This window comes from Ramlibacter alkalitolerans, assembly GCF_016722765.1.
GTDB lineage: Bacteria > Pseudomonadota > Gammaproteobacteria > Burkholderiales > Burkholderiaceae_C > Ramlibacter > Ramlibacter alkalitolerans.
Window position 1 is genome coordinate 96886 of sequence record NZ_JAEQND010000016.1, and the last position, 25424, is coordinate 122309.

Sequence of the window (25424 nt, forward strand, 5' to 3'; positions counted from 1 at the left end):
CCCAGCGCTTCAGGAGTGCACTTCCCGATACTGCACGTCCTCGATCTCCTTTTCGAGCTTGCGCGTGCTTTCGTCCAGCACCTCGTCGGCCTCGTGCGGCAGCTGGCCGTCGGGAGTCATCTTGTCGACCATCTCGGGCATGATTTCCGCGAAGGCCTGGGCCACCTGCTCCTCGGGCACGCCGAGGCGCTCGGCCATCTGCCGCAGTTCTTCGCGGCCCACGACCTGTTCCACCGCCTGGCCGTCGATCGGGTCGTTGTCGCCGCTGGACATCCAGGACTGCGCCTGGCGGTGCAGCCCCTTGTCGCGGAACTTGTCGACCACCGCGTTCATGCCGCCATTGCGCTGGACCCAGCGCATCGCCAGCGGCAGCAGCATCACGAGCAGCGCCGTGCGGTTGCCATAGGGATGCTGGCCGCCCGGCACGCCGATGCTGCCGCCCTGCGCGCGGCCGCGCATCATGCCCGCCAGCACGCTGCCCAGGGCCACGCCGCCGAGCGCGCCGCCCAGCCCGCCGCCCGTGCCGCCGAGGCCGCCGCCCACTCCGCCGCGGTTCATGCCGCGGCTGCGCATCGCCTGTCCGAACAGGCCGCCGAGGACCTGGCCCAGCAAGGGGTTGTTGTTCATCGAAAGCTCCTTTGTTCTACGGATGCCTTCGATCCTTGGGCCGCCGGGGCGGCGGCGGTGTAGGCGCAGGGCGTGTCGAAGCTACCCAGCCGACAGCACGCGCAGCAACCACGCGTTGAGTTCCTCGATCTCCTGCGGCGTCACCGCATGCCCCATCAGGTACTCGTGCCACTCCACCTGGTACCCGAGGGCCTGCAGTGCGTCGCGCGAGGCCTCGGCCCGCTCCAGGGCGATCACGTCGTCGTGGGTGCCGTGGGCGAGGAAGATCGGGGTCTGCAGGCTCGCGCTGCTGCGTTCGGCCTCGCTCCGGTCCGCGAGCGGCAGGTAGCCGGAAAGGCCCATGATGCCGCCCAGCCGCTCCGGATGCCGCACGCCGGTCAGGAGCGACACGGCGCAGCCCTGCGAGAAGCCGCCCAGCACGATGCGGTGCGCCGGGATGCCGCGCTCCTTCTCGCGCTTCAGCAAGGCTTCGACGAGCTGCTGCGAGCGCCGCAGCCCCGTCTCGTCCTGCGCCGCGTCGGCTTCGAAGCCGAGGATGTCGTACCACGCCCGCATGCGGTAGCCGTTGTTGATCGTCACGGGCATCTCCGGCGCGTGCGGGAAGATGAAGCGCACCGGCCCCAGCCGCTCCAGGTCCAGCTCCTGCGCGATCGGCACGAAGTCGTTGCCGTCCGCACCCAGCCCGTGAAGGATCAGAATGGTGGCGGTCGGGTCCGGTCCCGACTCGGCCTCGATGATGTCCAGCATGCAGGGTCTCCTTTGTACCGAGCATAGCCCCTCGCCGCGGCTGGCAAGCCGTATCCGACAGGGCTATCAAAGGCGTCCGACTTGCCAGGCAGCCCGGCCGTCCGCAGCATGAGAGCAGACGCTGAAAGGAAACCGCATGAAAGTGCAAGTCAACACCAGCAATGACATCGACAACAAGGACGCCCTCGAACGCTGGGCCAGCGAATACCTGAACGAGCAACTCGGTCGCTTCGAACAGGACATCACGAGCATCGAAGTGCAGATGACGGACGAGAACCACGCGGCGCGCGGAGGCGGCGTGGACAAGCGCTGCATGCTGGAAGCACGCGTGAACGGCCGCGCGCCGATCGCCGTCACCAATTTCGCGCCCGACCAGAACCTGGCATTCCGCGGCGCGGCCGACAAGCTCGCGCACGCGCTCGAGCATGCCTTCGGCAAGCTGGACCGCCGCGAACACCGGGTGCGCGAAACGATCCGCCGCGACCCGGAGGTGCTCGAAGGCACCGCGATCCCGCCGCAGTCCTGATCCGTGGCAGGACCTGGGGTCCGCCCGCCGGCGGTACCTCGGCCGCAGGCAGTGGGCCATCGCGCCCGCTGCCTCCCCGCTCTCCCCACCCGCACTCCCGCACGCCAGGCCGCGCTCGGCGCAGCCGCTGCGCCGCCGCGCAGGCAGCAGCCCGGTTCCGACACAGATGGCAACACTTGTACCGACGTGTTTCGTGTAGGCGAAGCGCTGCACCGTCGAGGCAATGCGCGTGCGTAAATGGCGCTCCGCGCAGCCGGCTCCCGCCGGGGCCGGACCCACAACCAAGGAGCGCATCCATGAATCTCGGATTCAAGAAAACGACGTGTCGGGTGTTGGTGGTTTCCCTGTTCGCGCTGTCGTTCCAGACGGCGCAGGCCGGCCTCATCGGTGCCGACCAGGCCGCCGCGGGCACGACCAGCGCCGAGCGCATCATGTTGCTCGAGACGCTGGACCGTACGGACGTCGTCGCCCAGCTGCAGGCAGCCGGTGTCGATCCGCTGGCGGCACGCGAGCGCGTCAAGAGCATGACCGACCAGGAAGTGCACGCGATGGCGCAGGACATCCAGGCGGCGCCCGCCGGCGGCATCAACGGCTGGGGCTGGGTTGCGATCGTGCTGATCGCCGCCCTGGTCTGGTACTACGCGATCCGCAAGTAAGCGGGAATGCAGGCGCAAGCAACTGCGCTGCGCTGGGCACGGCTCCTCCTCCTGTGGGTGGCCGTGCTCGCGCTGGGAGGGTGCAGCACCCTGATCCCGCAGACCGTGGCGCTGCGCACCGACTGGCCGGCCGGCGTGCCGCAGCAGGTCGAGCTCGCGCAGGTGCCCTTCTTCCCCCAGGAGGAATACCAGTGCGGCCCGGCCGCGCTGGGCATGGCGATGAAGTTCGCCGGTGCCCCCGTCACGCCGGAGGCGCTGGTCGACGAAGTCTGGCTGCCATCGCGCAAGGGCAGCCTGCAGCTGGAGATGCTGGCGGCGCCGCGCCGCCACGGCTTCGTCAGCTACCGCCTCGCGCCCGCCTACGCCGACCTGCTGCGCGAAGTGGCGGCCGGCCATCCCGTCGTGGTGCTGCAGGACGTCGGCATGCTGCTGCCGCAGTGGCACTACGCGGTCGTCAACGGTTTCGACTACGGCACCGGCACGCTCTACCTGCGCTCGGGCCTGCAGATGCGGCAGGAGATGCCCTTCTCGTATTTCGAGCGAACCTGGCTGCCCGGCAGCTACTGGGCGATGGTCGTCACGGCGCCGGATGACATCCCGGTCACCGCCACCGAAAGCCGCTGGCTCGAGGCCTTGATCGGCCTGGCACGGGGCGGCGACCGGGAGGCCACGGTGCGGGCGTACCGGGCGGCACTGGTGCGCTGGCCGGAGAGCCTGCCGGCGGCTGTCGGACTGGCCAACCACCTGCATGCGAGCGGCTCGCTGCAGGAGGCGGCGGCCGTCCTGCGCACCGCCTTGCAGAAATTCCCCAGCTCCGTGGTGCTGTTGAACAACCTCGCCCAGACGCTGTCGGACGACGGCCGCAACAGCGAAGCGCTGGCGGTGATCCGCCGCGCCGACGACCCGCAAAGCCCCTTCGCGGGTGAAGTGCGGGCCACGCGCGAGCTGATCGAAGCGCGGATGCGTTAGGAAGACAAGGCGCGCGCGACGCGGCTCACGACGCCGGGCGCGTGCGCCGAATCGATCCAGCGCAGCACCACCACGGCCTGGTGCTTCGGATCGATCCACACGTAGTTGCCGCCGGCGCCCACCATGAACCAGCTCTCGCGCGAGGCGTCGGCGAACATCGCCCCCTCGCGATTGAGCCAGGTGAGCCAGCCGTAGAACGGCGCCACGGCGCAGGGTTGCTGCATGCGCGCTATCCACTGCGCGGGCACCAGCTGCTGGCCGCCGTGCCTGCCGCCATCGAGCAGCAGTTGCCCGATGCGTGCCTGGTCGCGCGCGCTGATCGACACGCCAGCGCCCCAGTGCGTGCCGCCCGGCACCGACTGCACGCGCATGCCGCCGATCTCCACCCAGGCGTCGTCGTAGCCGGCCCAGCGGAAATCGCGGCCGGCGCCGATCGGCTGCAGCACGGACTGCGCGAACACTTCCGGCAGCGGCTGGCGGAACAGGTGCAGCAGCGCCAGCGAGAACTGGTTGATGCGCACGTCGTTGTATTCCCAGTAGGTGCCGGGCCGCTGCAGCACGCGGGCCTCGCCCTTGCGCCCCTGCGGCGGCTTGGGGTCGTGCGACACGCGCCGGTTGTGCTCGACCTGGTCGGGCATGCCGAGGCAGGTGCCGTGCCATTCGCTGGTCTGTTCCAGCATGTGGGCCCAGGTGACCTGCCGGTTGTGCGGGTCGTCGAAGCCGATGCCGGGCAGGCGCGAGGCGATCGTCTCGTTGGGGTCCGGCAGCAGGCCGCGCGCATTCGCCACGCCGGCCAGCAGCGCGAGGTAGGTCTTGGCGATGCTGTAGGTGAGGTCCGCGCGATCCGGCTCGCCCCACGCGGCGACTTCCTCGCCGCGCAGCCAGATCACCCCGGAGACGCCGCCGCGCGGATGCACGGGGCCGCGCAGGCGGTTGTACGGCGGCGGGTCGTCGTGATGCACGCCCCATCGGGTGGGATCGGCGGCGGGGTCGCGCGGCCAGGGGACTTCGTGGTCCTGCGCGAAGCGGATGGCGTCGGAGAAATCGGGCATGGGCCGAGCATAGCGAATGTGCGCTCGTGTGAAACTCCGGGAATGGCCCTGGAACTGATCACCCAACGCAACCACGAGACGCCGGCCCCCTCGGCCTCGGTGGTCCTGCTGCGCGATGGCGCCGACGAACTCGAAGTGTTCCTCCTGCGGCGCCACGGGCAGTCGTCCGTGCTCGGAGGGGCCTACGTCTTTCCGGGCGGCAAGGTCGACGCCGCGGATGCGCGCTGGGTGGAGCGGCTCGATCGCGACCGCGAGACCCTGCACACGCTGCTCGGCGAGCCCGGACTCGCCCGCGACGAAGCCGCCGGCCTGTACGTGGCGGCGATGCGCGAGCTGTTCGAGGAGGCCGGCATCCTGCTGGCCGAGGTCACGCCGGCGCAGGCCGCGCAGGCCTGGGCCGCGCTGCGCGCCGGCCAGCACTTCGACGCCGTGCTCGCGCCCACGGACCTGAAGCTCGCGGCCAGTGCCTTGCAGCCCTGGTCGCGCTGGATCACGCCGACCCTGAGCAGCGTCGGGCGCAGGCGCTTCGACACGCGCTTCTTCCTCGCCACCGTGCCGCCGGGCCAGGACGCGGGCCACGACGAACACGAGGCGACCGAGAGCCTGTGGATCGCGCCGCGGGCGGCCCTGCGCCAGTACTGGGACAACCGCATCGACCTCGCGCCGCCGCAGATCATGAGCCTCACGCACCTGGCAAGGCATCGCGACGTGGCGAGCGCCTTTGCCGCGGCGCGTGCGCGCCAGCCCCCCTGCATCCGGCCGGAGCCGCACGACGTCGAGGGCACGCGCGTGCTGTGCTACCCGGGCGACCCGTGGCACCCGGAGCGCGACCAGGCGCTGCCGGGACCGACGCGCCTGTGCTGGCGCAACGGGCGGTTCGAACCCGATGGGGGTCTCGCCGTCCTGGTCGGCGAGTAGCGGCGAGCGCGACCGGCCCCGGGCTCCCACAGCCGGGCGCACTTCCCACCTACAGGCGCTCGCGTGCCCGGCCTGCGAACGACGGGCGGCGCGCACGGCTCCAATCCATCACGAAAGCCAGCCGGCATCGCGCTACGACGACAGGGATCGGACTCTTCCGCTTCCGCAGGCGATCAGCGAGACCATTGTCCAGTGAGCCGGCTGGCTTCCCCTTGCGGCCCCGTCCGGGACCGCCGCCCTCCCCATCGCCACTCCGCTCCTCGACGCGTGCATCTTCACGCTCTGCGCGCGCGAACGCCTGCGCGCCGTCACCGGCGCTGTGGCGGCTCCCACGCCGTCCGCCGCCGTTGGCCTACAGGAAGCCCGCGCACGGCGGACCTACGCTGCATGCCAGTCACACAGGCGTCCGGGAGAAACTTCATGAGTCCGCTGTTCATGCGCATCTTCACCTTGGTCGGCATGGCGCTCGCCGCTGCCAGCTTGCAGCTGAAGGCGCGGGCAGACACCTTGTCCGGCCCCGACGTGCAGCAGGTGCAGCAGGTCGTGACGGCGCAGCTGAAGGCCTTCTCCAACGAGGACGCCGACGCCGCCTTCGCCGCGGCCACGCCCGAAGTGCGCAAGTCGGTCGGCGACCCGGGCCGCTTCCTCGCGCTGGTGCGCGGCAACTATCCCATGGTCTACCACCCGGCCGGCTTCGCCTTCCTTCAGCCGCAGGTGGACAAGGACCAGGTGCTGCAGGCCGTGGCCCTGCGCGACGAGGAAGACAAGACCTGGATCGCCCTGTTCACCCTGGAGCGCCAGCCTGACAACTCCTGGCGCATCGGCGCGTGCATCGTGGCCGAGAACGACTGGCGATCGACCTGAGGACCTCCAACGTGCAGTACCCCCCGTCCCTTCTCCCCGCTTCCCGGCCGCAGCAGCATCGCCGCCGTGCCCGCAACGCCGCGGCCGGCTGGTCGCTGGTGTTCGCGGCGGTGGTCCTCGGGGGCGTCTTCGCCGCCGACCTGCCGCAGAACCTGGCGCAGCGCAGTGCGGCGCCGCAGGCCTTGCAGCAGGTGGTGCAGCAACAGCTGCAGGCCCTGTCGCACCAGAACGCCGGCGAGGCCTTCGCCCTGGCCGACACCGACCTGCGCACCCAGTTCGGCACGCCCGAAGCCTTCCTGGAGACCGTGCGCGACCAGTACCCCATGCTGATGCACCCGGCCAGCCTCCTGTTCCTCAAGCCCGAAACCGACGGCAGCATCGCCATGCAGAAGGTGCGCCTGACGGACGATGAAGGCTCCTCCTGGTCGCTGACCTACCTGCTCAATCGGCAGCACGACAACCAGTGGCGGATCAGCGGCTGCGTGGTCACCCCGGAGGGCCGTCAGGTGCTGACCTGAGGCGCTTGGACCCTGCAATGAAAAAGGCCGCGACGCGCGGCCTTTTCCATTCGGGAAGGGGCTTCAGTTGCGATCGGCCTTCACGCGCCTGGCCTTCTTGCTCTTGGCCTTGTGCGTGTGGGAGTGCGTGTTCTGCGCCACGGCGGTGCTGCGGGTGCCGGCGGAGGTGCCGGCCGTCATCGGCGCGGATCCCGTGGAGCCCGTCGTGCCCATGCTGGCAGATCCCGTGCTGCCGGTCGTGGCCGCGGCCGTGCCGCCGGCGCTGGTGGCACCCTGCGCCATGCCGGCGCCGGCGCCGGCGCCGGAGCCCGGCGTGCCGGTGCTGCCCATGGGCGTGTTCTGCGTGCTGCGCTGGCCCGCGCCCACGGCGGGATTGGTCGCCGGACGCGGCGGGGTGCCCTGGGCGAAGGCCAGGCTGAAGGTGGCCGCGGCCAGGGCCGCGGCGAGGATCTTGAGCGACGACATGTTGGAGCTCCTTTGGTGTTGCTTGTGCGCCGGCGCGTACGCCAGCCCGCCCAAGATACGGAGCGCCCGTTGAGGCAACGTCAGTTTCGCCCGCACTGCCCTGTCGGACGAAAGGCCACGGGAGGGCCGCAGCCTCAATCCTGTTCGAGCGTGCGCAGGAAGCCCTGCACGGTGCGCGTTTCCGGCAGCACGTAGATCACGCTGCGCGCGGCCCCCAGCACCCGCTGCACCACCTGCTGGTAGAAGGCCACCGGCACCACGACGCAACCCCAGGACACGCGCATGGCGGCGGCCTTGGCGTCGGCCAGGCGGCCACGGCGCGCCTGGTAGGAAAAGCCGGGGCGCAGGCGGTGGATGGCGAAGGCGCTTTCGTAATCGACCCAGATCACGTGTTCGCCGCTGCGGTTCTCCCCGGGCTGCGCCTCGAAGCGGCCGGCGGGCGTGGTCCGTTCGTCCGGCGGGACGTGGCCGGTCTGCGCGTGGTCGCCGACGCCGGGGACGATGTGGTCGCCCATGGCGCTTCCGAGCAGCGCCGGCGAATGGCCGGCCAGCCGGCCGTCGGCATGGAACACGTAGATGTGCGCGCTGCGCTTGTCGACCACGGCGTAGGGCCGGCCGTGCGCATCCCCCGTGCGCTGCACCCAGGCCAGGAGGCTGCGGGCATCCTCCGAAGTCCGGAGATCCTGGAAGTTTTCGCTGGCGCACGCCGCCGGCGCGAGCGCCATGCAAACAAAAGCTGCCGTACTGACGGCCGCAAGGCGCAGCCACCGGCGTCGATGCCACATCCGAGTCCCCTGTCGCTGAGCCAGGGAGCTCAGCAGGGGGCGATGCTATCAAGCCCAGCCGTCAGGCGGCAAGGGCTCCCGCGTCACCGAAGCGTGAAGTGTGCGGTCTTCAGCGTTCGGGTTGCAGCGCGCCCGCAGCCCGCAGGACGACCTGCTGCAGGGGGCGGATGGCCGGATCGCGGGCCGCCGCCAGCTGGATCGGGTCGGTCACGTCGTAGGCGCCGAACACCTCCTGCGGCGTCCTCACCTCCGGCAGCACGTACACGATGGCGCCGTACTGGCGCACCGTCGGCGCGACCACGTTCTCGTAGAAGGTCACCGGCAGGTTGATGCAGCCGAAGGAGATGCGGTTGTCGTCGATGGTGAGCGAGGCCAGGCGCTCCAGCCGGTGCTCGCGGGCGTGCAGCGGGCGCACGCGGTGCATCGAGACCGCCAGGTCGTAGGAAACCCACACCACGTCCTCGTTGCCCGCGTTCATGCCGGGTTCGGCGACGAAGCGGCCGGCGGGCGTGGTCTTCTCCTCGGGGCGCACCTGCTCCAGCGGCTTCTCGCCGATGCCCGGGAAGGAGTCGTCGCCGCGGGCGGCGCCCAGCAGGGCCGGCGCGCTGTCCTTCAGGCGGCCGTCGGCGCCGAACACGTAGACGCGAGCGTCCTGCTTGTCGACGATCACGAAGGCGTGCCGCCTGGCGTTGCGCGTGTGGACCACCCAGTTGGCCACCATGCGCGCATCGGGCGAAGGATCCTCGCCCCGGAAGTCGGCCAGGCGCACGACCGGCACGCCCGGAAGCGGCCGCGGCGCCACTTCGGGCGGCGCGGCCTGCGGTGCTTCAGCGGGCCGGGGGGCGACGGCGACGGCCTCGCGCTGCGCCTGCTCCTGCGCGTCGTGGTGCTTCTTGATCCAGACCGGCGGCAGCACGAGCACCAGCAGCCCGAGGCCGACCAGCGCGCCCTTGCGCAGCGCGGCGAAGAATTCGGAATCCTGTGCTTGCGGCATCGTGCGAGTTCCCGGGACGGAGCGAGCAGCCTAGGCAGGCTGGGCCGTGCCGCGCGTGCGACGATCGAGCCAGGCCTTGTAGGAGCAAGGCTCCCGGGCGGCCTTCAGGCGCCCTCGCTGCGGGCCTCCTGGCCCCACATGGCGATCTGAAGCGCGGGGTCGGCGCACTCGCAACCGAGGGCGAAATCGGGCTCCTCGGTCATCGCGGCGGGCATTTCGGCCAGCACGGGGATGGCGGCTTGCGGGCCCGGAACGGACGGCTGCATTTCAGGCATGGCGGCTCCCTCTCGTGGAAGAGCCATTCTTGGCAAGAGCCTGCGGCTGGGTTATCCGCAGAGCTCCCGAGGCAGCGTAGGAGAAGGCTGACGAAGCGGCTCAGGCCGCCGGCAATGCCGATTTGCCGCGCATGCGCCGCACCAGCGCATAGACGCCGACCAGCGCGCTGCCGGCGACGATGCCGACCACCGCGTCGAGCAGCATGCCCACGGGCGCGCGCAAGGCCCCGGCGCCGGAACTCGCTTCTTCCAGGGTGTGGTGCAGCGGCGGGATGCCGTGTTCCAGGATGCTGCCGCCCACGAGGAACATGGCCGCCGTGCCGGCGACCGAGAGGCCCTTCATCATCCAGGGCGCGGCGCGCAGGATCCCCTGGCCGATGGCGCGGCTGGCCGCGGCCCCGCGGCGCGTGAGCCAGGCGCCGACGTCATCGAGCTTGACGATCCCCGCGACCAGCCCGTAGACGCCGGCGGTCATCGCCAGGGCGATCGCCACCATCACGGCCAGCCGGGTGAAGAAATCTTCGCCGGCCACGGTGCCCAGGCCGATCACGATGATCTCCGCGGACAGGATGAAGTCGGTGCGGATCGCGCCCTTGATCTTGTCGCGTTCGAAGGCCACCAGGTCCACGTTGGCGTCGGCGACGGCCTGCTGCAGTTCCTGGTGGTGGGCCGCGTCCTCGGCGCGGCTGTGCAGCAGCCGGTGCGCGAGCTTCTCCGCGGCTTCGAAACACAGGAAGGCGCCGCCCAGCATCAGCAGCGGCGTGACGGCCCAGGGCGCGATCGCGCTGATGGCGAGCGCCGCCGGCACCAGGATCGCCTTGTTCAGGAGCGAACCCTTGGCCACCGCCCAGACCACGGGCAGCTCGCGCTCGGCGCGCACGCCGGTGACCTGCTGCGCGTTCAGGGCGAGGTCGTCGCCCAGCACCCCGGCGGTCTTCTTCGCCGCGACCTTGGTGAGAACGGAAACGTCGTCGAGGAGGGAAGCGATGTCGTCGAGGAGGGCGAGCAGGCTGGAGGCCATCGGCGGGCGTTCGTTGTGGTCGGCCCATTATGGGCAGGGCCCGCGCCTCGCGGGGCCCGCGCCTCGCGGGGCCCGCGCCTCGCGGGGCCCGCGCTCGCGCGCTCGCGCTGTCTCAGTAGTTGCCCGTGCGGTACGGGCTGCGAGGCACGTACTTGTGCTCGCCGTCGGGTATCGGTTCCGCTTTCGGATCCGGTCGGTGCTGGACCGCGTTGCTGCCATCACCCTCCGGAGGCGGCCGGCGACGGCCGCGCGGGGTCTCCGCCTGTTTGGGCCTGCTCGAACGTCGGTAGAGGTTCATGGGCCCACCTTAGGAGGCAGGCCGGGCCCGCGTTGTAGGACACGGGCCATGGCCGTGTCCGACCCGGGCCGACGCAGCGGTGCTGCGGCCTTCGCATCGGTGGCATAGTCCCGGGCCATGCGCGGCACCATCCTTTTCCTGTTCCTGCTGGGGAGCGCCGCCGCGGCGCCGGCCGCCGCGGTCCACTTCGAGGACACGATCGCGCAGCGCACGCTCGCCTGCACCGCCTGCCATGGCAAGGAAGGGCGCGCGGGCCCGGACGGCTACTACCCGCGCATCGCCGGCAAGCCGGCCGGCTACCTGTACAACCAGCTGCTCAATTTCCGCGAGGGCCGGCGGCACTACGGCCTCATGGTGGGCCTGCTCGACACCCTGTCCGACCCGTACCTGTACGAGATCGCGCAGCATTTCGCCCGCCTCGATGTGCCCTACCCGCCACCGCAGCCCTCGAGCGCGCCGCCCGAGACGCTGCAGCGCGGGCGCGAAATCGCGCTGCACGGCGATCCCGAGCGGCGCGTGCCCGCCTGCGCCCGCTGCCACGGCAAGGCGCTCACCGGCGTGCAACCGAACCTGCCGGGGCTGCTGGGACTGCCGCGCGACTATCTCAATGCGCAACTCGGCGCCTGGCGCAATGGCCAGCGGCGCGCGCTCGCGCCCGACTGCATGGCGGAGATCGCGCGCCGGCTCTCGCCGGAGGACCTTTCGGCCGTCACCAGCTTCCTCGCCGCGGAACCGCTGCCGAAGGACCCGCATGCGGCGCCGGCGGTGACCGCCACGCCGCCCCCGCCCGCCAAGCGGAAAGGCCGGACCAAGGCGGCGCCGCCGCCCGCGCCGGAGCCGCCGCCCCTGCGCTGCGGCTCGGCCCAGCCGCCGGCGGCAGGAAGCAGCCGATGATGCGGCGCGTGCTGTGGACGCTCGCGGCGGTGCTGCTGGCGCTGGTGGCCTTCGTGTGGTTGTTCAATTACTGGGGCGGGCCCCGGGTGCACGACAAGGCGCCCACCGCGCCGCCCTCGCGCGAGCAGGTCGCCCGCGGCGCCTACCTCGCGCGGGCGGGCAACTGCATGCTGTGCCACACCGAGCGCGGCGGCGCGGCCTATGCGGGCGGGCGGGCGATCGAGACGCCGTTCGGCACCGTCTACGCCAGCAACATCACGCCGGACGCGGAGACCGGCATCGGCAACTGGTCGGCCGCGCACTTCCGCCGCGCGCTGCACGAAGGCCGCTCGCGCGACGGCCACCTGCTGATCCCCGCCTTTCCCTACACCCACCTCAGCCGGGTGACCGGCGCCGACGTCGACGCCCTGTTCGACTACCTGCGCAGCCTGCCGCCGGTGAACAAGCCCAATCGCCCGCACCGGCTGCGCTGGCCCTACGACACGCAGGCCGCGCTGGCGGTGTGGCGCACGCTGTACTTCCGCCCCGAACGCTACCAGGAGGACGCCTCGCGCACGCCGGAATGGAACCGCGGCGCCTACCTGGTGCAGGGGCTGGGCCACTGCGGCGCCTGCCATACCGCCCGCAACGCGCTGGGTGGCATGCGCGACGTCGTCGACCTCTCCGGCGGGCTGATCCCGATGCAGAACTGGTACGCGCCCTCGCTCGCCTCGACCGGCGAAGCCGGCGTCGCCGACTGGCGGGTGGAGGACATTCAGGAACTGCTCGCGACCGGCAACTCGCCGCGCGGCACGGCGCTGGGCCCCATGGCGGAAGTGGTGCTGCACAGCACGCAGTACCTCGAACCGCGCGACCTGCGCGCGATCGCCGTGTACCTCAAGAGCCTGCCGCCGGCGCCGGGCGACTCCGACCCGCGCGAGGTGCCGCGCGCGAGCCCGACCCTGATCGAGCGGGGCGGCCAGATCTACCAGGACCGCTGCGCGGCCTGCCACGGCGACCAGGGCCAGGGCGTGGCCGGCGCCTATCCGCCGCTGGACGGCAATCGCGCGGTCACCATGCCGGTCACCGCCAACCTGGTGCAGGTGGTCCTGCATGGCGGCTTCCCGCCCGCCACGCGCGGCCAGCCGCGGCCTTTCGGCATGCCGCCGTTCGCGCCGGTGCTGTCGGACGGCGACGTGGCGGCCGTGCTCACCTACATCCGTTCGGCATGGAAGAACAAGGCGGCGCCGGTGACCGAGCTCACGGTCGCGCAGCAGCGGGCCAGCAGGCGCGAGTAGGCCCGGCGAGAATCGCTGCATGGCCTTGCGACGCGTGGAATTGCCCCCCGAGGTGAGCGGCCAGCTCTGGCTGGGGGCCATGCCTGGCCGCTTCCAGGCCTGGTCGGCGTTCACGGCCGAAGCCGAGCGCAGCGGCCTGGGCGTGGTCGTCTGCCTCACGCCCAAGGCGGAACTGGCGGAACTCTCGCCGGAGTACCACGCGGCGGTCGGTCGCGGCCGGTTGCCGTTTCGCTGGATGCATGTGCCGATGCGCAACTTCGGCCTGCCGGAGGACCCGGCCGCCTTCCGGCGCGACGTGGGCGCGATCGCCGACGGCATCCGCGCGGGCCACTCGGTGCTGCTGCACTGCGCCGCCGGCATGGGCCGCACCGGCACCGCCGCCGCCTGCGTCCTCAAGGCGCTGGGCCTGGCCACCCCCGAGGCCCTGCAGCGCGTCCGCGACGCCGGCTCCAACCCGCAAAACGCGGAGCAGTCGGGGCTGGTGGACTGGTTCTAGGGTTCTAGGGTCAAGGACAACCAGAACGCAAAAGCCGCAAAAGAGCGCAAAAACCGCCAAAGAAAACCTTCAAGGTCTTCTCCCCTTTTGCGGCTTTTGCGTAACCTTTGCGGCCTTTGCGTTCTGGTTGTCCGGCTTCTGCCTTCTGCGTCGATCGGCCGGCGAACAGGAACATCGTGGTTTGCACTCGGTGCTGCTGCACTGCGCCGCCGGCATGGGCCGCACCGGCACCGCCGCCTGCGTCCTCAAGGCGCTGGGCCTGGCCACCCCCGAGGCCCTGCAGCGCGTCCGCGACGCCGGCTCCAACCCGCAAAACGCGGAGCAGTCGGGGCTGGTGGACTGGTTCTAGGGTTCAAGGACAACCAGAACGCAAAAACCGCGAAAGAGCGCAAAAACCGCGGAAGAAAACCCTTCAAGGTCTTCTCTCCCTTTTGAGGCTTTTGCGTAACCTTTGCGGCCTTTGCGTTCTGGTTGTCCGGCTTTTGCCTCCTGGATGTCCGCCTTCCGAACGCCTACTTCACGAACGGATTCGCGAAGACGAACATCATCGCCACGCCCACGCCGATCAGGAAGTTGGCGTCGATCAGGCCGGCGAGCAGGAACATCTTGGTCTGCAGCTCGTTCATCAGTTCAGGCTGGCGCACCGCGCCTTCGATGAAGCGGCCACCCATCGTGCCGATGCCCAGGCAGGCGCCGATCGCGCCCAGGCCGATGATGAGGCCGCACGCGACGGCGACGAGGCCGGTGTCTGTCATGGTGAGCTCCTTTCGTGTGGATGCCCCCATGGTGCGCACGCGAGGTCAGGCCGTCGATGACGCCCCAGGTAATGGCGCGATGCGCTGGTGCGCCACGGCGGCCAGATCGCGCGCGGCCACGCGCTCCGGCGCCAGTTCCGCCAGCGGCAGCAGCACGAAGGCGCGCTCGCGCAGCCGCGGATGCGGCACCGTCAGGACCGCACTGGCGATGCGCGCCGATCCGTACAGCAGCAGGTCCAGGTCCAGCGTGCGCGGGGCATTGCGGTACGGGCGCTCGCGCCCCGCAGCAAGCTCGATCGCCTGCAGCTGCCGCAGCAAGGCGAAGGCGTCGAGCGTCGTCTCCACCTGGGCGACCGCGTTGACGTAGTCGGGGCCGCCCGCATCGACCGGGGCGCTGCCGTAGAAGCGCGAGCTGCGCACCAGCCGCGTGCCGGGCGCCGTACCGATCGCAGTGAGCGCGGCGCGCAGTGCGGCCTGCGCGTCGCCCAGGTTGGCACCGAGCCCGACGAAGGCGGTGACCGGCTCGCGCATGGCGCGCGCCTAGTCGGCCGGCCCGGCGCCGGAGCCTTCGGACGGCTGCCCCGCGCCCTGCCCGGCGGGCTTGCGGCGGCGCCGGCGCCGCTTGCGCGGCGCGTCGCCGGCCCCGGCCTCGGCAGGTGCGGCTTCGTCCTGCGCAGCCCCGTCGGCACGCGCAGCGCGCTGCCGCGGCGCCGGCGCTTCCGCCGCACCGTCTTCCGGCCGCTTCTTCGGCCCGCGCACGCGGCGCTGGCGATGCTGCTCCTCGCGCAGCGCCTCCACCAGGTCCTCGCGCACCGCGTCGCTCGCCTGGCTGAACTCCTGCCACCAGTCGGCCAGCGTGACGTCGACCTCGCCGATGTCGGCGCGCAGGCGCATGAAGTCGAAGCCGGCGCGAAAGCGCGGCTGCTCCGCCAGGCTGAAGGGCGTGTGGCCGCCGCGCTTCTCGAAGCGCGGCTGCATCATCCAGATCTCGCGCATGTCGGCGCCCAGCTTGCCGCGCCCGGAGATGTCGCCGATGCGGGCATCGAACACCTCGTCGATCGCGGCCTGCAGCGCGGGGAAGGGATGCTCCCGGCGCGCCACCCGGTCGGCCCAGCCGTCGCGCACGTCGGCCCACAGCACGCACGCCAGCAGGAAGCTGGGCGCGACCGGCTTGTCCTCGCCCACGCGGCGATCGGTGTCCTGCAGCGCCGCGCGCACGAAGGGCTGCTCGGCGCGCTCGACCACCAGGTCCAGCAGCGGATAGATGCCGGAGGCCATCCCGAGCTGCTTCAGCTGCTCGATGGTCGCCAGCGAATGGCCGGTCTGCAGCAGCTTGAGCATCTCGTCGAACAGGCGGCTTTGCGGCACCTCGTTGAGCAGCGGCAGCGAGGGCAGCAGCGGCGTCTTCGTCTTGGGTTCGAACTTGAAGCCCAGGCCGGCGAGCTTGGCGGCGAAGCGCACGGCGCGGATGATCCGCACCGGATCCTCGCGGTAGCGGGTGGCCGGGTCGCCGATCATGCGCAGCAGGCGCTTCTTCGCGTCGGCGATGCCGTTGTGGTAATCCACCACGATCCGGGTTTCCGGGTCGTAGTACATCGCGTTGATGGTGAAGTCGCGCCGCGCGGCGTCTTCTTCCTGCGGGCCCCAGACGTTGTCGCGCAGCACGCGGCCGCTCGAATGAACCGCGTGGTGCATGCCCGCGAGTTCCGCCTTGCTGGTGCGTTCGTTGCCTTCGACCGATTCGGCCGCGGCGGCGTCCATGTAGGCGCGGAAGGTCGAGACCTCGATCACCTCGTGCTCGCGCCCCCGCCCGAACACCACGTGCACGATGCGGAAGCGCCGCCCGATGATGAAGGCGCGCCGGAACAGCGACTTGACTTCCTCCGGCGTGGCGCTGGTCGCGACGTCGAAATCCTTGGGCCGCAGGCCGAGCAGCAGGTCGCGCACGGCGCCGCCCACGATGTAGGCCTCGAAGCCCGCTTCCTTGAGGGTGTGGACCACGCTGAGCGCGCGGTCGTCGACCAGGGTCGGGTCGATGCCGTGCTGCTCGGGGCCGACCTCCTGGCGTTTGCCGAACTTCGGCTTGCGGCCGCTTGCGCCCGCGATGAGCTTGTCGATGAACTTTTTGATCATTCTCTGTCGAAGAGGTCGAGTATGCGCCAGCCGCGCTCCAGCGCGATGGCGCGCAGGCGCGGATCCGGGTTGGTGGCCACCGGATGGTCCACCTGCTCCAGCAGGGGCAGGTCGTTCGTGGAGTCGGAATAGAAGGTGGATTCGACGTCCAGCCAGTCCAGGCCGCGCTCGGCCAGCCACTGGGTGACGCGCACCACCTTGCCGTCGCGCATGGAAGGCACGCCGGCGATCTCGCCGGTGATCCAGCCGGATGCGTCGCGCTCCAGCTCGACGGCGATCAGCTCCGGCACGTCGAAGGCCGCAGCGATGGGACGCGTGACCAGCTCGTTGGTGGCCGTGACGATGGCGACCAGGTCGCCGCGCTGCTGGTGCCCGCGCACCAGGTCCAGCGCCGCCTGCCGCAGCCTGGGTGCGATCCACTGCTGCATGAAGCGCGCGTGCGCCTCGCGGTAGGCCTCGGCGCCGCGGGTGCGCAGCGCCTCCACGGCGAAGCGCACGTAGTCGTGCACGTCCAGCGTGCCGGCCAGGTAGTGCGCGTAGAACGCGTCGTTGCGGCGCTTGAACTCCACCGGGTCGGTCCAGCCGATCTGCTGCGTGAACTCGCCCCAGGAATAGTCGGAGTCGATCGGCAGCAGCGTGTGGTCGAGGTCGAACAGCGCGATCTGTGTTTTGGGCGGACTCACTCGTTCTCCAGCATGGCCTTGACGAGGGGAATGGTGATGGCGCGCTGCGCCTGCAGGGCGTAGGCGTCCAGGTGCTCCAGCAGCAGCATGAGGCTGCCGAGGTCGCGCGAGAAGCGGTGCAGGATGAAATCCATCACCTCGTCGCGCAGGAACAGGCCGCGCGCATCCGCCGCCTGCCGCAGCACCGCGCGGCGCTCGGGCTCGGACAGCACGTGCAGCTCGAACACGTGGCCCCAGCCCAGGCGCGTGCGCAGGTCCTCGCGCAGCGCCAGCCGGGCCGGCGGCAGCGCACCGGCGGCAAGCACGCCGCGCTGCAGCGCCTGCGCCTGCACGAACCAGCTGAAGGCGGCGTGCTGCTGCACGGCGCCATAGCGCTCCACGTCGTCCAGCAGGACCACGGCCCAGCGCTCGTCGAAGGGCGGGGGCTCCGCCATCTGCGGGTCCAGCCAGCCGGTGCGCGCGCCCTGCTCGCGCAGGCACTCCTGCACCGCCTTGAGCAGGTGCGTCCTGCCGCTGCCGGGCGCGCCCCACAGGTAGGTCGGCACCGGGGAGCGCGTCGGGCTGCCGGCCCAGAGCTGCAGGTGGCTCCAGGCTGCCTCGTTGGGGCCGGCGAGGAAGCTGGCGAAGGTGGGCGCGCGGGCCAGGCCGATGTCGAGGGGCAACTGCTTCATGCTGCTGGCTAGCTGTGGTACAGCTTGCTGGCGAAATAGCCGCTGCGCATGCGCCGGATCGCCACCAGCAGGACCGCGCTGGCAGGCAGCGCGACGAGCACGCCCACGAAGCCGAACAGCTGCCCGAACGCGAGCAGCGCGAAGATCACCGCCAGCGGATGCAGGCCGATGCGCTCGCCCACCAGCCGCGGCGTGAGGAAGAAGCCTTCGAACACCTGGCCCGTACCGTACACGATGCCGACCATGAGGAAGGCCTTGGCCGAACCGAATTCCAGCAGGCCCGCCACCACCGCCAGGATCAGCCCGATGCCGAAGCCCACATACGGCACGAACATGGCCAGGCCGGTGAAGATCCCGATCGGCACCGACAGGTCGAGGCCGAACAGCGCCAGCCCGGTGCTGTAGAAGATCGCCATCGTCACCATCACCAGCAGCTGGCCGCGCAGGTACTGGCCCAGCACCTCGTCGGCCTCCGAACTGAAGGCATCGACGCCCGGGCGGGCGCGCGGCGGCACCAGTTCCAGCACCCGCGCCACCAGCTGCTTCCAGTCCAGCAGGAGGTAGAACAAGGCCACGGGCACCAGCAACGCATTGCCCGCCAGCACCACGGCGAGGCCGCCGCCGATCTTCAGCGAAGACCAAAGGGAGCCGAAGCTGTCGCTCCAGTTCGTCTGCAGGTAGTCCATGAGCTGCGCGCGCAGGCTCCCCAGGTCCAGCGAGATGCGCACGCCGAACTGCGCCAGCCAGGGCGAGAGGCTGCCGTGCAGCTTGTCGAACAGCACCGGGATCTGCTGGCGCATCAGCGGCAGCTCCTTCAGCAGCACGGGCAGCACCAGCAGCAGCAGCGACAGCACCGCGATCACCAGCAGCAGTTCGACCAGGATCACGGCCAGCACGCGCGGCAGGCGGCCCCGCCACAGGGCGTCGAGCCGGTCGACCAGGGGCGTGAGCGCATAGGCCAGCACCGAGGCGATGATGAAGGGCGTGAGCACCGGCCCCAGCGCGCGCAAGGCCAGCAGCGCCAGGACGGCGATGGCCGCCCAGGCCGCGGCCCGTTTCTGCGTGGGGGTGAATTGCATGCGTGGCGGTCCACTCCGGGGACTCGAAGACACTAGAATCAGCCGCAAATTCTATCGGCCGGCGCCATGCGCTCCGGCTGCGCACCCGCATGAACGCTTCCCCCCTCTCGTACAAGGATGCCGGCGTCGACATCGATGCCGGCGACGCGCTGGTCGAACGCATCAAGCCGCTGGCCAGGAAAACCATGCGCGAAGGCGTGCTGGCGGGCATCGGCGGCTTCGGCGCGCTGTTCGAAGTGCCCAAGCGCTACCAGGAACCGGTGCTGGTGAGCGGCACCGACGGCGTGGGCACCAAGCTCAAGCTCGCCTTCGAGTGGAACATGCACGACACGGTGGGCATCGACTTGGTGGCCATGAGCGTGAACGACGTGCTGGTGCAGGGGGCCGAGCCGCTGTTCTTCCTCGATTACTTCGCCTGCGGCAAGCTCGATGTCGACACCGCGGCGGCGGTGGTCGGCGGCATCGCGCGCGGCTGCGAGCTCGCGGGCTGCGCCCTGATCGGCGGCGAGACGGCGGAGATGCCGGGCATGTATCCGGCGGGCGAATACGACCTGGCCGGCTTCGCGGTCGGCGTGGTGGAGAAGTCGCGCATCCTCGCCGGGCAGGACGTGCAGGAAGGCGACATCGTGCTGGGGCTGGCCTCCAGCGGCGTGCACTCCAACGGCTTCTCGCTGGTGCGCAAGTGCATCGAACGCGCCGGCGCGCAGGCGCCCGCGACGCTCGATGGCCGCCCGTTCCGCGAGGCCGTGATGGAGCCCACCCGCATCTACGTGAAGAACGTGCTGGCGGCGCTCGCCAGCCACGCGGGCGGCATCAAGGCGCTGGCCCACATCACGGGGGGCGGCCTGCTGGAGAACATCCCGCGCGTGCTGCCCGATGGCCTGGCGGCGCAACTGCGCCTGGGCAGCTGGCCGCGCAGCGAGCTGTTCGCCTGGCTGCAGGCCACCGCCGCCATCGACGACCACGAGATGAACCGCACCTTCAACAACGGCATCGGCATGGTGCTGGTGGTCGCGCCGGCGCAAGCCGCCGACGTGGCCGAGACGCTGCGCCTGGCCGGCGAGACGGTGCACGAGATCGGCCGCATCGCGCCGCGCGCCTCGGGAGCCGCCGTCACGCTGGCCTGAGGCGCGGATGGAGCGCGCCGCCCCCCGGCTGCCCGCAAGCATCTGGGCGCTCGGCTTCGTGAGCCTGCTGATGGACGTCTCGTCGGAGATGATCCACAGCCTGCTGCCCGTCTTCCTGGTGAGCGGCCTGGGCGCCAGCATGGTGGCGGTGGGCGTGATCGAAGGCCTGGCGGAGGCCACCGCGCTGGTCATGAAGGTGTTCTCCGGCGCCTGGAGCGACTGGCTCGGCAAGCGCAAGCCGCTGGCGGTGCTGGGCTACGGCCTGGGCGCCGTCTCCAAGCCGCTGTTCGCCCTGGCCACCAGCACCGGCATGGTGCTGGGCGCGCGCCTGATCGACCGCGTCGGCAAGGGCCTGCGCGGCGCGCCGCGCGACGCGCTGGTGGCCGACCTGGTGGCGCCGCAGCAGCGCGGTGCCGCCTACGGCCTGCGGCAGTCGCTCGATACGGTCGGCGCCTTCCTCGGCCCCCTGATCGCCGTGGCCCTGATGCTGCTGTGGGCCGACGACTTCCACGCCGTGTTCTGGGTCGCCGTGATTCCCGGCCTGCTGTCGGTGGCGCTGCTCGCCTTCGGCGTGCGCGAGCCGGAAGCGCCCGCCGGCACGAAGCGCGTCAACCCGATCCGGCGCGAGAACCTGCGCCAGCTCGCGCCCGCGTACTGGTGGGTGGTGGGACTCGGTGCGGTCTTCACGCTGGCGCGCTTCAGCGAGGCCTTCCTGGTGCTGCGGGCGCAGCAGGGCGGGCTCGCCATCGCCTGGGCGCCGCTGGTGCTGATCGCGATGAACGTCGTCTATTCGGTGGGCGCGTATCCCTTCGGCAAGCTGGCCGACACGGTCTCGCACCGCAAGCTGCTGGCCATCGGCCTCGCGGTGCTGATCGCCGCCGACCTGGCACTGGCCGCCGCCGACCGCGGCGTGCTGCTGTGGGCCGGCATCGCGCTGTGGGGCCTGCACATGGCACTCACGCAAGGACTGCTGGCGACCATGGTGGCCGACACGGCGCCGGCGCAGCTGCGCGGCACGGCCTTCGGCGTCTTCAACCTCGCCAGCGGCATCGCGCTGCTGCTGGCCAGCGGCCTGGCGGGCTGGCTGTGGGACCGCTTCGGCGCGCCCGCCACCTTCGCCGCCGGCGCGCTGCTGTGCGTGCTGGCCCTGGGCCTGATGGCGTCCCCCCGGCTCGCCCGCAGCGGCCGCGGCGCCTGAGAAGCTGTGAACGAATTGCTCGCACCCGCGTGAGGCCGCCATGAACCTCCTTGTGCTCTCAGGGCCGCGCCCAGCGGCCTCACCCTTCGGGCCGAGGCGCCTCGGGGCGCATGCCGTCGTTGCGCCCCTTGCCCAGGCGGCCAGCCTGGGCTGCGGGCCGCGCCTAGGCCTGCACCCCGATGCACCCCGTCGCGGGCACGATCAATTCATTCACAGCTTCTGAGGCGGCCGCGCCACGCGGCGCCACCTCCGGTCGGTGACGAGCGGCAATCCCTTGACGGGTATCAAGCCCGGCGGGCGGCCTCTTAACATTCAGTAACTGTTTTCCCTAAGCTCCCCTCCAAGCCTGAAGCCGGGCGAACCGAAGAGAGGGATCCATGGGAAATCGACGCGCATTTCTGCAGGCCACCGCCGCGGCGGGCCTGGGCATCGCCGTGCCGGGGCTGGCGCAGGCACAGGCCGCGGGAGACACCTTCCGCATCGGGCTGATGGCCGTCAAGAGCGGGCCGCTGGCCTCCGGCGGCATCGACATGGAGCGCGCCCTGAACCTCTTCCTGGCCGAACGCGGCCAGATGATGGCCGGCCGCAAGGTGCAGGTGTTCGCGGTGGACGCCGGCGGCAAGGCCCCCGAAGCGCGCGCCAAGGTCGCCGAGTTGTGCGAGGTGCAGAAGATCCACGCGCTGCTCGGCCCGCAGACCGCCATCGAACTGATGGCGCTCGACGAGGTCACGCGTTCGCACCGGCTGCCGCTGGTCTCGACCGCGGCCGCCGAGGACGTCACGCAGCGCAAGGCCAACCCCTGGCTGGTGCGGCCGACCGCTTCCTCGGCCCAGACCTCGCACGTGCTGGCCGATTACTGCGCCAGGACGCTGAAGTACAAGCGCATGGCGCTGGTCGCCGACGACTTCCCCTACGGCCACGAGACGGCGGCCGGCTTCCAGCGCGTGTTCGAGGAGTCGGGCGGCCGCATCGTGCAGAAGATCTATTCGCCGCTGGTCACGCCGGACTACTCCGATGCGGTCGCCCAGTTGCGCAAGGTCGACGGCGTGTTCCTCGCCTTCGCCGGCTCCAACGGGTTCCGCTTCATCCGCCAGTTCGCCGAAGCCGGCCTGCGCGGCAAGCTGCCGCTGGTGGGCAGCATGACCTCGCTCGACGAATCGGTGCTGCGCAACATGGGCGACGAGGCGCTGGGCATCCACACCGCCTCCTGGTACAGCGCCGACCTCGCCACGCCGGCCAACGCGAAGTTCGCGCCCGACTTCCGCAAGGCGCACGGCTACGACCCCGGCTTCTATGCCGCCGCCATGTACATCAGCGCGGAGGTGCTCGAATCCGCGCTCAAGTCCGCCGGCAGCGCGGCCTCCGACCCGCAGGCGCTGATGGCGGCGCTGCGCAAGGCGCACGCGCAGACCCTGCGCGGCGCGGTGCGCTTCGACGACTACGGCAACGCCGTCGGCGACGTGCACATCCGCCGCGTCGAGCGCAAGGAGGGCCGCCTGGTCAACGCGGTGGTGAAGACCTATCCCAACGTGAGCCAGTTCTGGACCCACAACGCGAAGCAGTTCCTGGCCAATCCGGTGTACTCGCGCGAGTGGCCGCCGGCGCGCAACCTGGAAAGCTAGGAAGCTGCTTCTGATTTGGCCATCGGCGGACCGATCCCGCCCGCGGAGAGCGCACTTGAAAGTCCTGCACAAGATCCTGGTCGCGCCCGTGGTGGCGATGGCCTTCCTGCTGCTCGTGGGCGCCGTCGCGTATGGCGCGCTGCGCCAGCAGAACGCCGCGCTGGAGGACCTCGCCCGCACCCGGCTGCATACCTACGAGGTGAGCGCCGATGCGGCGCAGGAGGTGACCGCGGTGCACTCGAACGTGTACCGCCTCATCACCTGGCTGTCCGGGCTGAAGGAAGACCGCATCCGCCAGATCGTGGGCGAGCAGAAGCTGCGCATCGACGCGGTCGCCGGCAAGCTCGCGGCGCTGGTCGCGCAACCGGGGCTGACCGAGGCCGAGCGGCAGATCGCCAGCCAGGCGGCCGCCGAACTGGGCAAGTACCGCCAGTCGGTGGAATCCGCGATCGACCTGAGCGCCGGCGACACGCTCACCGGCGCCACCGCGATGCAGATGGCGGACAAGCAGTTCCAGGCGATGCAGAAGCACTTCGACGCCCTGGTGCAGCTGGAAAAGAAGCTGGCCGACGCCAGCTACGAGGCGGCGGCCGGCACCTCGCGCCTGGCCACGGGCACCATGCTGGCGATCACTGCGGCAGCCCTGCTCGCTTCGGCCGCGATCGCGTGGCTCATGAGCGGCGTCATCGTGCGGCCGCTGCGCACGGCCATCGCGTCTGCGGGCCGCATCGCGCAGGGCGACCTGAGCGAGACGCTGCACACCGGCGGCAGCGACGAGACCGGCCAGCTGCTCGCGGCGCTGGCGGAAATGACGCAGCAGCTGCGCCGGCTGGTCGGCGAGGTGGCCCTCGGCGCCCGCGCGGTCTCGCAGACCAGCGCGCAGATCGCGCAGGGCAACCTCGACCTGTCGCAGCGCACCGAGGAACAGGCCAGCACGCTGGAAGAGACGGCCAGCTCGATCGAGGAGCTCACGGCCACGGTGAACCAGAACGCGGAGAACGCGCGGCAGGCGAGCCAGCTCGCGCTGGGCGCGTCGCAGATCGCGCGCCAGGGCGGCGAGGTGGTGGAACAGGTGGTGCGCACCATGAGCGGCATCTCCGCCGCCTCTGGCCGGATCGCCGACATCATCGGCGTGATCGACGGCATCGCCTTCCAGACCAACATCCTCGCGCTGAACGCCGCGGTGGAAGCGGCGCGCGCCGGCGAGCAGGGGCGCGGTTTCGCGGTGGTCGCCGCGGAAGTGCGCAACCTCGCCCAGCGCAGCGCCACGGCCGCCAAGGAGATCAAGGCGCTGATCGGCGACTCCGCCGGCCGCGTCGACGCCGGCGCGAAACTGGTCGACACCGCCGGCCGCACCATGCAGGACATCGTGCGGGCGGCCAAGGAAGTGAGCGACCTGGTGGCCGACATCGCGGCGGCGAGCGAGGAACAGGGCGCGGGCATCCGGCAGGTCAACATCGCGATCGCGCAGATGGACGGCGTGGTGCAGCAGAACGCCGCGCTCGTCGAGGAAGGCGCCGCGGCCACCGAGTCGATGAAGGCGCAGGCCTGCACGCTGTCGCAGTCGGTGGCCCGCTTCAAGCTGGAGGAAGGCGAGGCTGGCGCTGCGGACGGGGACCCGCAGCCGGCGAGGATCCGGCTGCGCCTGCGCAGCGCAGCGCCGGCGACCGCGTCCGCGGGTGAACACCCGCAAGCGTCCGTGACCGACAGCGGGGATCGCTGGCAGACATCCTGAAACAGCCGCGCGGTGAACGGCGCGCGCGGCCGGATCGGCGGAGTGCGCGGTTTCCGCGCTGAAGAGCACCATTCCCCGAGGCGGGCCCCGAGCGGCCACGCACGACAAGGGAGGCCCGATGCCGGTGGTGGCAGTGGTGAACCGCAAGGGCGGCAGCGGCAAGAGCACTTTCGCCGCGCACGTCGCAGCCTGGTGCGCACGCCAGAAGCTCTCGGTGATGCTGGGCGACGTCGACCGCCAGCAATCGAGCCGCGGCTGGCTGCGGCGCCGCGATCCGGCCCTGCCCGGCATCGCGCCCTGGGTGGTGGACCAGAAGAACGTGTTGCGCGTGCCCTCCGGCATCACGCACGTCGTGCTCGACACGCCCGGCGGGCTGCAGGGCTTCGAGCTCGCGCGGATCGTGATGTTCGCCGATGCGATCGTGGTGCCGGTCTGCCCCTCCGTGTTCGACCGCGAATCCGCCGCGGCCTGCCTCGACGAACTCAAGACGCTCCCGCGCGTGGCCAAGGGCCAGTGCCGCGTGGCGACCGTGGGCATGCGGGTGGACGGCCGCACCCATGCGGCCGGCGTGCTGCGCGCGTGGGCCGGCGAGCAGGACGTGGAGATGATCGGCATGCTGCGCGAGACGCAGCTTTACGTGAAGAGCCTGGAGCGCGGCCTGACCTTGTTCGATGTCGCGCCCACCCAGGTGGCGACCGACCTCGCGCAGTGGGAGCCTGTCCTGCAGTGGCTGCGGCCGGTGCTGCTGCCGGTGCCGGTCGTTGCGGAGGTGCGGCGGGAACCCATCCTGCCGGTGCGCAGGGCGTCGGTGCTGGGCGCGCGGCCGCTGCATCCGGGGCAGGGGCTGTGTTCGTAGGCTGGCGGTGAGCCGCGAAGCGCGCGAACCCAGGCTGTCGCACGGAGAAACGCTGGGGTTCGGCCTGCGGCGCTCACCACCAGCCTACGCCAGCAGGCTGCGGAGCAGAGGCTGTGCAGGCGGGGTGATCGCGCACGCCGATGGCGGGGAGACGCGGTTTTCGTAGGCTGGCGGTGAGCCGCG

At 71.1% G+C, this 25424-nt stretch carries 30 protein-coding genes; 15 read left to right on the plus strand and 15 right to left on the minus strand.

Going from position 1 to position 25424, the window contains the following annotated elements; genetic code table 11:
• Positions 1–9: 9 nt before the first annotated feature.
• Positions 10–627, minus strand: coding sequence for a YidB family protein (locus JI746_RS24280; protein WP_201692876.1), 618 nt, complete (start codon positions 625–627; stop codon positions 10–12).
• 81 nt (positions 628–708) lie between these two features.
• A complete protein-coding gene (locus JI746_RS24285) occupies positions 709–1374 on the minus strand; it encodes an alpha/beta hydrolase (protein WP_201692877.1) in 666 nt (221 codons plus the stop codon).
• A 136-nt stretch (positions 1375–1510) separates the two neighbouring features.
• Here JI746_RS24285 and JI746_RS24290 point away from each other — a divergent pair, with 136 nt between their 5' ends.
• The 3 genes from JI746_RS24290 to JI746_RS24300 all read left to right on the plus strand — a co-directional run bounded on the left by JI746_RS24290 (position 1511) and on the right by JI746_RS24300 (position 3525).
• Positions 1511–1900, plus strand: a complete 390-nt coding sequence (locus JI746_RS24290; RefSeq protein WP_201692878.1) for an HPF/RaiA family ribosome-associated protein — start codon at positions 1511–1513, stop codon at positions 1898–1900.
• Between the two features lie 296 nt (positions 1901–2196).
• Complete coding sequence (locus JI746_RS24295) at positions 2197–2556, plus strand: PA2779 family protein (protein WP_201692879.1); 360 nt, start codon at positions 2197–2199, stop codon at positions 2554–2556.
• A 6-nt stretch (positions 2557–2562) separates the two neighbouring features.
• Entirely contained in the window at positions 2563–3525 is a 963-nt protein-coding gene (locus tag JI746_RS24300) for a PA2778 family cysteine peptidase (RefSeq protein WP_201692880.1), read from the plus strand.
• Here JI746_RS24300 and JI746_RS24305 read toward each other — a convergent pair.
• Positions 3522–4577 carry a serine hydrolase domain-containing protein gene (locus JI746_RS24305; protein ID WP_201692881.1) on the minus strand — a complete coding sequence of 352 codons (1056 nt, stop codon included), beginning with the start codon at positions 4575–4577 and terminating at the stop codon, positions 3522–3524. The two genes, JI746_RS24300 and JI746_RS24305, sit on opposite strands and share 4 nt — an antisense overlap.
• Before the next feature lie 42 nt (positions 4578–4619).
• On the opposite strand from JI746_RS24305, the gene JI746_RS24310 reads away from it, so the two are divergent.
• The 3 genes from JI746_RS24310 (at position 4620) to JI746_RS24320 (ending at position 6877) form a co-directional block, all read left to right on the plus strand.
• Positions 4620–5495: an NUDIX hydrolase gene (locus tag JI746_RS24310; RefSeq protein WP_201692882.1), complete on the plus strand. Its 876-nt coding sequence runs from the start codon at positions 4620–4622 to the stop codon at positions 5493–5495.
• Between the two features lie 420 nt (positions 5496–5915).
• Positions 5916–6359: a DUF4864 domain-containing protein gene (locus JI746_RS24315; protein ID WP_201692883.1), complete on the plus strand. Its 444-nt coding sequence runs from the start codon at positions 5916–5918 to the stop codon at positions 6357–6359.
• 11 nt (positions 6360–6370) lie between these two features.
• Entirely contained in the window at positions 6371–6877 is a 507-nt protein-coding gene (locus JI746_RS24320; protein WP_201692884.1) for a DUF4864 domain-containing protein, read from the plus strand.
• Positions 6878–6940: 63 nt separating this feature from the next.
• On the opposite strand, the gene JI746_RS24325 is transcribed toward JI746_RS24320, so the two are convergent.
• The 5 genes from JI746_RS24325 to JI746_RS24345 all read right to left on the minus strand — a co-directional run bounded on the left by JI746_RS24325 (position 6941) and on the right by JI746_RS24345 (position 10417).
• Complete coding sequence (locus JI746_RS24325) at positions 6941–7342, minus strand: hypothetical protein (RefSeq protein ID WP_201692885.1); 402 nt, start codon at positions 7340–7342, stop codon at positions 6941–6943.
• A 134-nt stretch (positions 7343–7476) separates the two neighbouring features.
• Positions 7477–8067, minus strand: a complete 591-nt coding sequence (locus JI746_RS24330) for a L,D-transpeptidase (protein WP_236600091.1) — start codon at positions 8065–8067, stop codon at positions 7477–7479.
• A 169-nt stretch (positions 8068–8236) separates the two neighbouring features.
• A complete protein-coding gene (locus tag JI746_RS24335; RefSeq protein ID WP_201692887.1) occupies positions 8237–9121 on the minus strand; it encodes a hypothetical protein in 885 nt (294 codons plus the stop codon).
• 104 nt (positions 9122–9225) lie between these two features.
• Positions 9226–9396, minus strand: coding sequence for a hypothetical protein (locus tag JI746_RS24340; protein ID WP_201692888.1), 171 nt, complete (start codon positions 9394–9396; stop codon positions 9226–9228).
• 100 nt (positions 9397–9496) lie between these two features.
• Positions 9497–10417: a DUF808 domain-containing protein gene (locus tag JI746_RS24345; protein ID WP_201692889.1), complete on the minus strand. Its 921-nt coding sequence runs from the start codon at positions 10415–10417 to the stop codon at positions 9497–9499.
• 415 nt (positions 10418–10832) lie between these two features.
• On the opposite strand from JI746_RS24345, the gene JI746_RS24350 reads away from it, so the two are divergent.
• Genes JI746_RS24350 through JI746_RS24360 form a run of 3 tightly spaced genes read left to right on the plus strand, consistent with a single transcriptional unit; the run spans position 10833 to position 13382 of the window.
• The gene (locus JI746_RS24350) at positions 10833–11609 is read left to right on the plus strand and encodes a c-type cytochrome (RefSeq protein WP_236600092.1); all 777 of its coding nucleotides are present in this window, start codon (positions 10833–10835) and stop codon (positions 11607–11609) included.
• On the plus strand, positions 11609–12886 hold the full coding sequence (locus JI746_RS24355; protein WP_201692914.1) for a c-type cytochrome: 1278 nt from the start codon (positions 11609–11611) through the stop codon (positions 12884–12886). Before JI746_RS24350 ends, JI746_RS24355 begins: the two co-directional genes overlap by 1 nt.
• Positions 12887–12905: 19 nt before the next feature.
• Positions 12906–13382, plus strand: a complete 477-nt coding sequence (locus tag JI746_RS24360; RefSeq protein ID WP_201692890.1) for a protein-tyrosine phosphatase family protein — start codon at positions 12906–12908, stop codon at positions 13380–13382.
• 10 nt (positions 13383–13392) lie between these two features.
• On the opposite strand, the gene JI746_RS24365 is transcribed toward JI746_RS24360, so the two are convergent.
• Positions 13393–13557, minus strand: coding sequence for a hypothetical protein (locus tag JI746_RS24365; protein WP_236600093.1), 165 nt, complete (start codon positions 13555–13557; stop codon positions 13393–13395).
• 6 nt (positions 13558–13563) lie between these two features.
• Here JI746_RS24365 and JI746_RS24370 point away from each other — a divergent pair, with 6 nt between their 5' ends.
• Positions 13564–13731 carry a protein-tyrosine phosphatase family protein gene (locus tag JI746_RS24370; protein WP_201692892.1) on the plus strand — a complete coding sequence of 56 codons (168 nt, stop codon included), beginning with the start codon at positions 13564–13566 and terminating at the stop codon, positions 13729–13731.
• 163 nt (positions 13732–13894) lie between these two features.
• On the opposite strand, the gene atpE is transcribed toward JI746_RS24370, so the two are convergent.
• From atpE to JI746_RS24400, 6 genes are read right to left on the minus strand one after another with little or no spacing between them, the layout of a single operon-like run.
• The gene (gene atpE / locus JI746_RS24375) at positions 13895–14137 is read right to left on the minus strand and encodes a F0F1 ATP synthase subunit C (RefSeq protein WP_201692893.1); all 243 of its coding nucleotides are present in this window, start codon (positions 14135–14137) and stop codon (positions 13895–13897) included.
• 45 nt (positions 14138–14182) lie between these two features.
• Complete coding sequence (gene folK, locus JI746_RS24380) at positions 14183–14668, minus strand: 2-amino-4-hydroxy-6-hydroxymethyldihydropteridine diphosphokinase (protein WP_201692894.1); 486 nt, start codon at positions 14666–14668, stop codon at positions 14183–14185.
• A 9-nt stretch (positions 14669–14677) separates the two neighbouring features.
• The gene (gene pcnB / locus JI746_RS24385) at positions 14678–16270 is read right to left on the minus strand and encodes a polynucleotide adenylyltransferase PcnB (RefSeq protein WP_201692895.1); all 1593 of its coding nucleotides are present in this window, start codon (positions 16268–16270) and stop codon (positions 14678–14680) included.
• Positions 16267–16953 (minus strand): HAD family hydrolase, encoded by a 687-nt coding sequence (locus JI746_RS24390; protein WP_330893067.1) that lies wholly within the window; start codon positions 16951–16953, stop codon positions 16267–16269. Before JI746_RS24390 ends, pcnB begins: the two co-directional genes overlap by 4 nt.
• On the minus strand, positions 16950–17624 hold the full coding sequence (hda, locus tag JI746_RS24395) for a DnaA regulatory inactivator Hda (protein WP_201692896.1): 675 nt from the start codon (positions 17622–17624) through the stop codon (positions 16950–16952). The genes JI746_RS24390 and hda overlap by 4 nt, the downstream gene beginning before the upstream one ends.
• A gap of 8 nt (positions 17625–17632) precedes the next feature.
• Complete coding sequence (locus tag JI746_RS24400) at positions 17633–18703, minus strand: AI-2E family transporter (RefSeq protein WP_201692897.1); 1071 nt, start codon at positions 18701–18703, stop codon at positions 17633–17635.
• 89 nt (positions 18704–18792) lie between these two features.
• Here JI746_RS24400 and purM point away from each other — a divergent pair, with 89 nt between their 5' ends.
• From purM to JI746_RS24425, 5 genes are all read left to right on the plus strand, one after another.
• Positions 18793–19830, plus strand: a complete 1038-nt coding sequence (gene purM / locus JI746_RS24405; RefSeq protein WP_201692898.1) for a phosphoribosylformylglycinamidine cyclo-ligase — start codon at positions 18793–18795, stop codon at positions 19828–19830.
• Positions 19831–19837: 7 nt separating this feature from the next.
• Entirely contained in the window at positions 19838–21028 is a 1191-nt protein-coding gene (locus JI746_RS24410) for an MFS transporter (protein ID WP_201692899.1), read from the plus strand.
• A 377-nt stretch (positions 21029–21405) separates the two neighbouring features.
• The gene (locus JI746_RS24415; RefSeq protein WP_201692900.1) at positions 21406–22650 is read left to right on the plus strand and encodes an ABC transporter substrate-binding protein; all 1245 of its coding nucleotides are present in this window, start codon (positions 21406–21408) and stop codon (positions 22648–22650) included.
• A 55-nt stretch (positions 22651–22705) separates the two neighbouring features.
• The gene (locus tag JI746_RS28280; protein WP_330893068.1) at positions 22706–24385 is read left to right on the plus strand and encodes a methyl-accepting chemotaxis protein; all 1680 of its coding nucleotides are present in this window, start codon (positions 22706–22708) and stop codon (positions 24383–24385) included.
• Positions 24386–24503: 118 nt separating this feature from the next.
• Positions 24504–25241, plus strand: a complete 738-nt coding sequence (locus JI746_RS24425) for a ParA family protein (RefSeq protein WP_201692901.1) — start codon at positions 24504–24506, stop codon at positions 25239–25241.
• Positions 25242–25424: the final 183 nt, after the last annotated feature.

Excerpts from the sequence above, each read along its gene's own strand:
- JI746_RS24335 (WP_201692887.1), bottom strand. The coding sequence starts at position 9,121 with ATGCCGCAAGCACAGGATTCCGAATTCTTCGCCGCGCTGCGCAAGGGC.
- JI746_RS24330 (WP_236600091.1), bottom strand. The coding sequence starts at position 8,067 with ATGGCGCTCGCGCCGGCGGCGTGCGCCAGCGAAAACTTCCAGGATCTC.
- pcnB (WP_201692895.1), bottom strand. The coding sequence starts at position 16,270 with ATGATCAAAAAGTTCATCGACAAGCTCATCGCGGGCGCAAGCGGCCGC.
- JI746_RS24315 (WP_201692883.1), top strand. The coding sequence starts at position 5,916 with ATGAGTCCGCTGTTCATGCGCATCTTCACCTTGGTCGGCATGGCGCTC.
- JI746_RS24285 (WP_201692877.1), bottom strand. The coding sequence starts at position 1,374 with ATGCTGGACATCATCGAGGCCGAGTCGGGACCGGACCCGACCGCCACC.
- purM (WP_201692898.1), top strand. The coding sequence starts at position 18,793 with ATGAACGCTTCCCCCCTCTCGTACAAGGATGCCGGCGTCGACATCGAT.
- JI746_RS24365 (WP_236600093.1), bottom strand. The coding sequence starts at position 13,557 with ATGTTCCTGTTCGCCGGCCGATCGACGCAGAAGGCAGAAGCCGGACAA.
- JI746_RS24340 (WP_201692888.1), bottom strand. The coding sequence starts at position 9,396 with ATGCCTGAAATGCAGCCGTCCGTTCCGGGCCCGCAAGCCGCCATCCCC.
- atpE (WP_201692893.1), bottom strand. The coding sequence starts at position 14,137 with ATGACAGACACCGGCCTCGTCGCCGTCGCGTGCGGCCTCATCATCGGC.
- JI746_RS24345 (WP_201692889.1), bottom strand. The coding sequence starts at position 10,417 with ATGGCCTCCAGCCTGCTCGCCCTCCTCGACGACATCGCTTCCCTCCTC.
- hda (WP_201692896.1), bottom strand. The coding sequence starts at position 17,624 with ATGAAGCAGTTGCCCCTCGACATCGGCCTGGCCCGCGCGCCCACCTTC.
- JI746_RS24425 (WP_201692901.1), top strand. The coding sequence starts at position 24,504 with ATGCCGGTGGTGGCAGTGGTGAACCGCAAGGGCGGCAGCGGCAAGAGC.
- JI746_RS24305 (WP_201692881.1), bottom strand. The coding sequence starts at position 4,577 with ATGCCCGATTTCTCCGACGCCATCCGCTTCGCGCAGGACCACGAAGTC.
- JI746_RS24350 (WP_236600092.1), top strand. The coding sequence starts at position 10,833 with ATGCGCGGCACCATCCTTTTCCTGTTCCTGCTGGGGAGCGCCGCCGCG.
- JI746_RS24325 (WP_201692885.1), bottom strand. The coding sequence starts at position 7,342 with ATGTCGTCGCTCAAGATCCTCGCCGCGGCCCTGGCCGCGGCCACCTTC.
- JI746_RS24355 (WP_201692914.1), top strand. The coding sequence starts at position 11,609 with ATGCGGCGCGTGCTGTGGACGCTCGCGGCGGTGCTGCTGGCGCTGGTG.
- JI746_RS24295 (WP_201692879.1), top strand. The coding sequence starts at position 2,197 with ATGAATCTCGGATTCAAGAAAACGACGTGTCGGGTGTTGGTGGTTTCC.
- JI746_RS24415 (WP_201692900.1), top strand. The coding sequence starts at position 21,406 with ATGGGAAATCGACGCGCATTTCTGCAGGCCACCGCCGCGGCGGGCCTG.
- JI746_RS24300 (WP_201692880.1), top strand. The coding sequence starts at position 2,563 with ATGCAGGCGCAAGCAACTGCGCTGCGCTGGGCACGGCTCCTCCTCCTG.
- JI746_RS24400 (WP_201692897.1), bottom strand. The coding sequence starts at position 18,703 with ATGCAATTCACCCCCACGCAGAAACGGGCCGCGGCCTGGGCGGCCATC.
- JI746_RS24290 (WP_201692878.1), top strand. The coding sequence starts at position 1,511 with ATGAAAGTGCAAGTCAACACCAGCAATGACATCGACAACAAGGACGCC.
- JI746_RS24410 (WP_201692899.1), top strand. The coding sequence starts at position 19,838 with ATGGAGCGCGCCGCCCCCCGGCTGCCCGCAAGCATCTGGGCGCTCGGC.
- JI746_RS24310 (WP_201692882.1), top strand. The coding sequence starts at position 4,620 with ATGGCCCTGGAACTGATCACCCAACGCAACCACGAGACGCCGGCCCCC.
- JI746_RS24280 (WP_201692876.1), bottom strand. The coding sequence starts at position 627 with ATGAACAACAACCCCTTGCTGGGCCAGGTCCTCGGCGGCCTGTTCGGA.
- folK (WP_201692894.1), bottom strand. The coding sequence starts at position 14,668 with ATGCGCGAGCCGGTCACCGCCTTCGTCGGGCTCGGTGCCAACCTGGGC.
- JI746_RS24360 (WP_201692890.1), top strand. The coding sequence starts at position 12,906 with ATGGCCTTGCGACGCGTGGAATTGCCCCCCGAGGTGAGCGGCCAGCTC.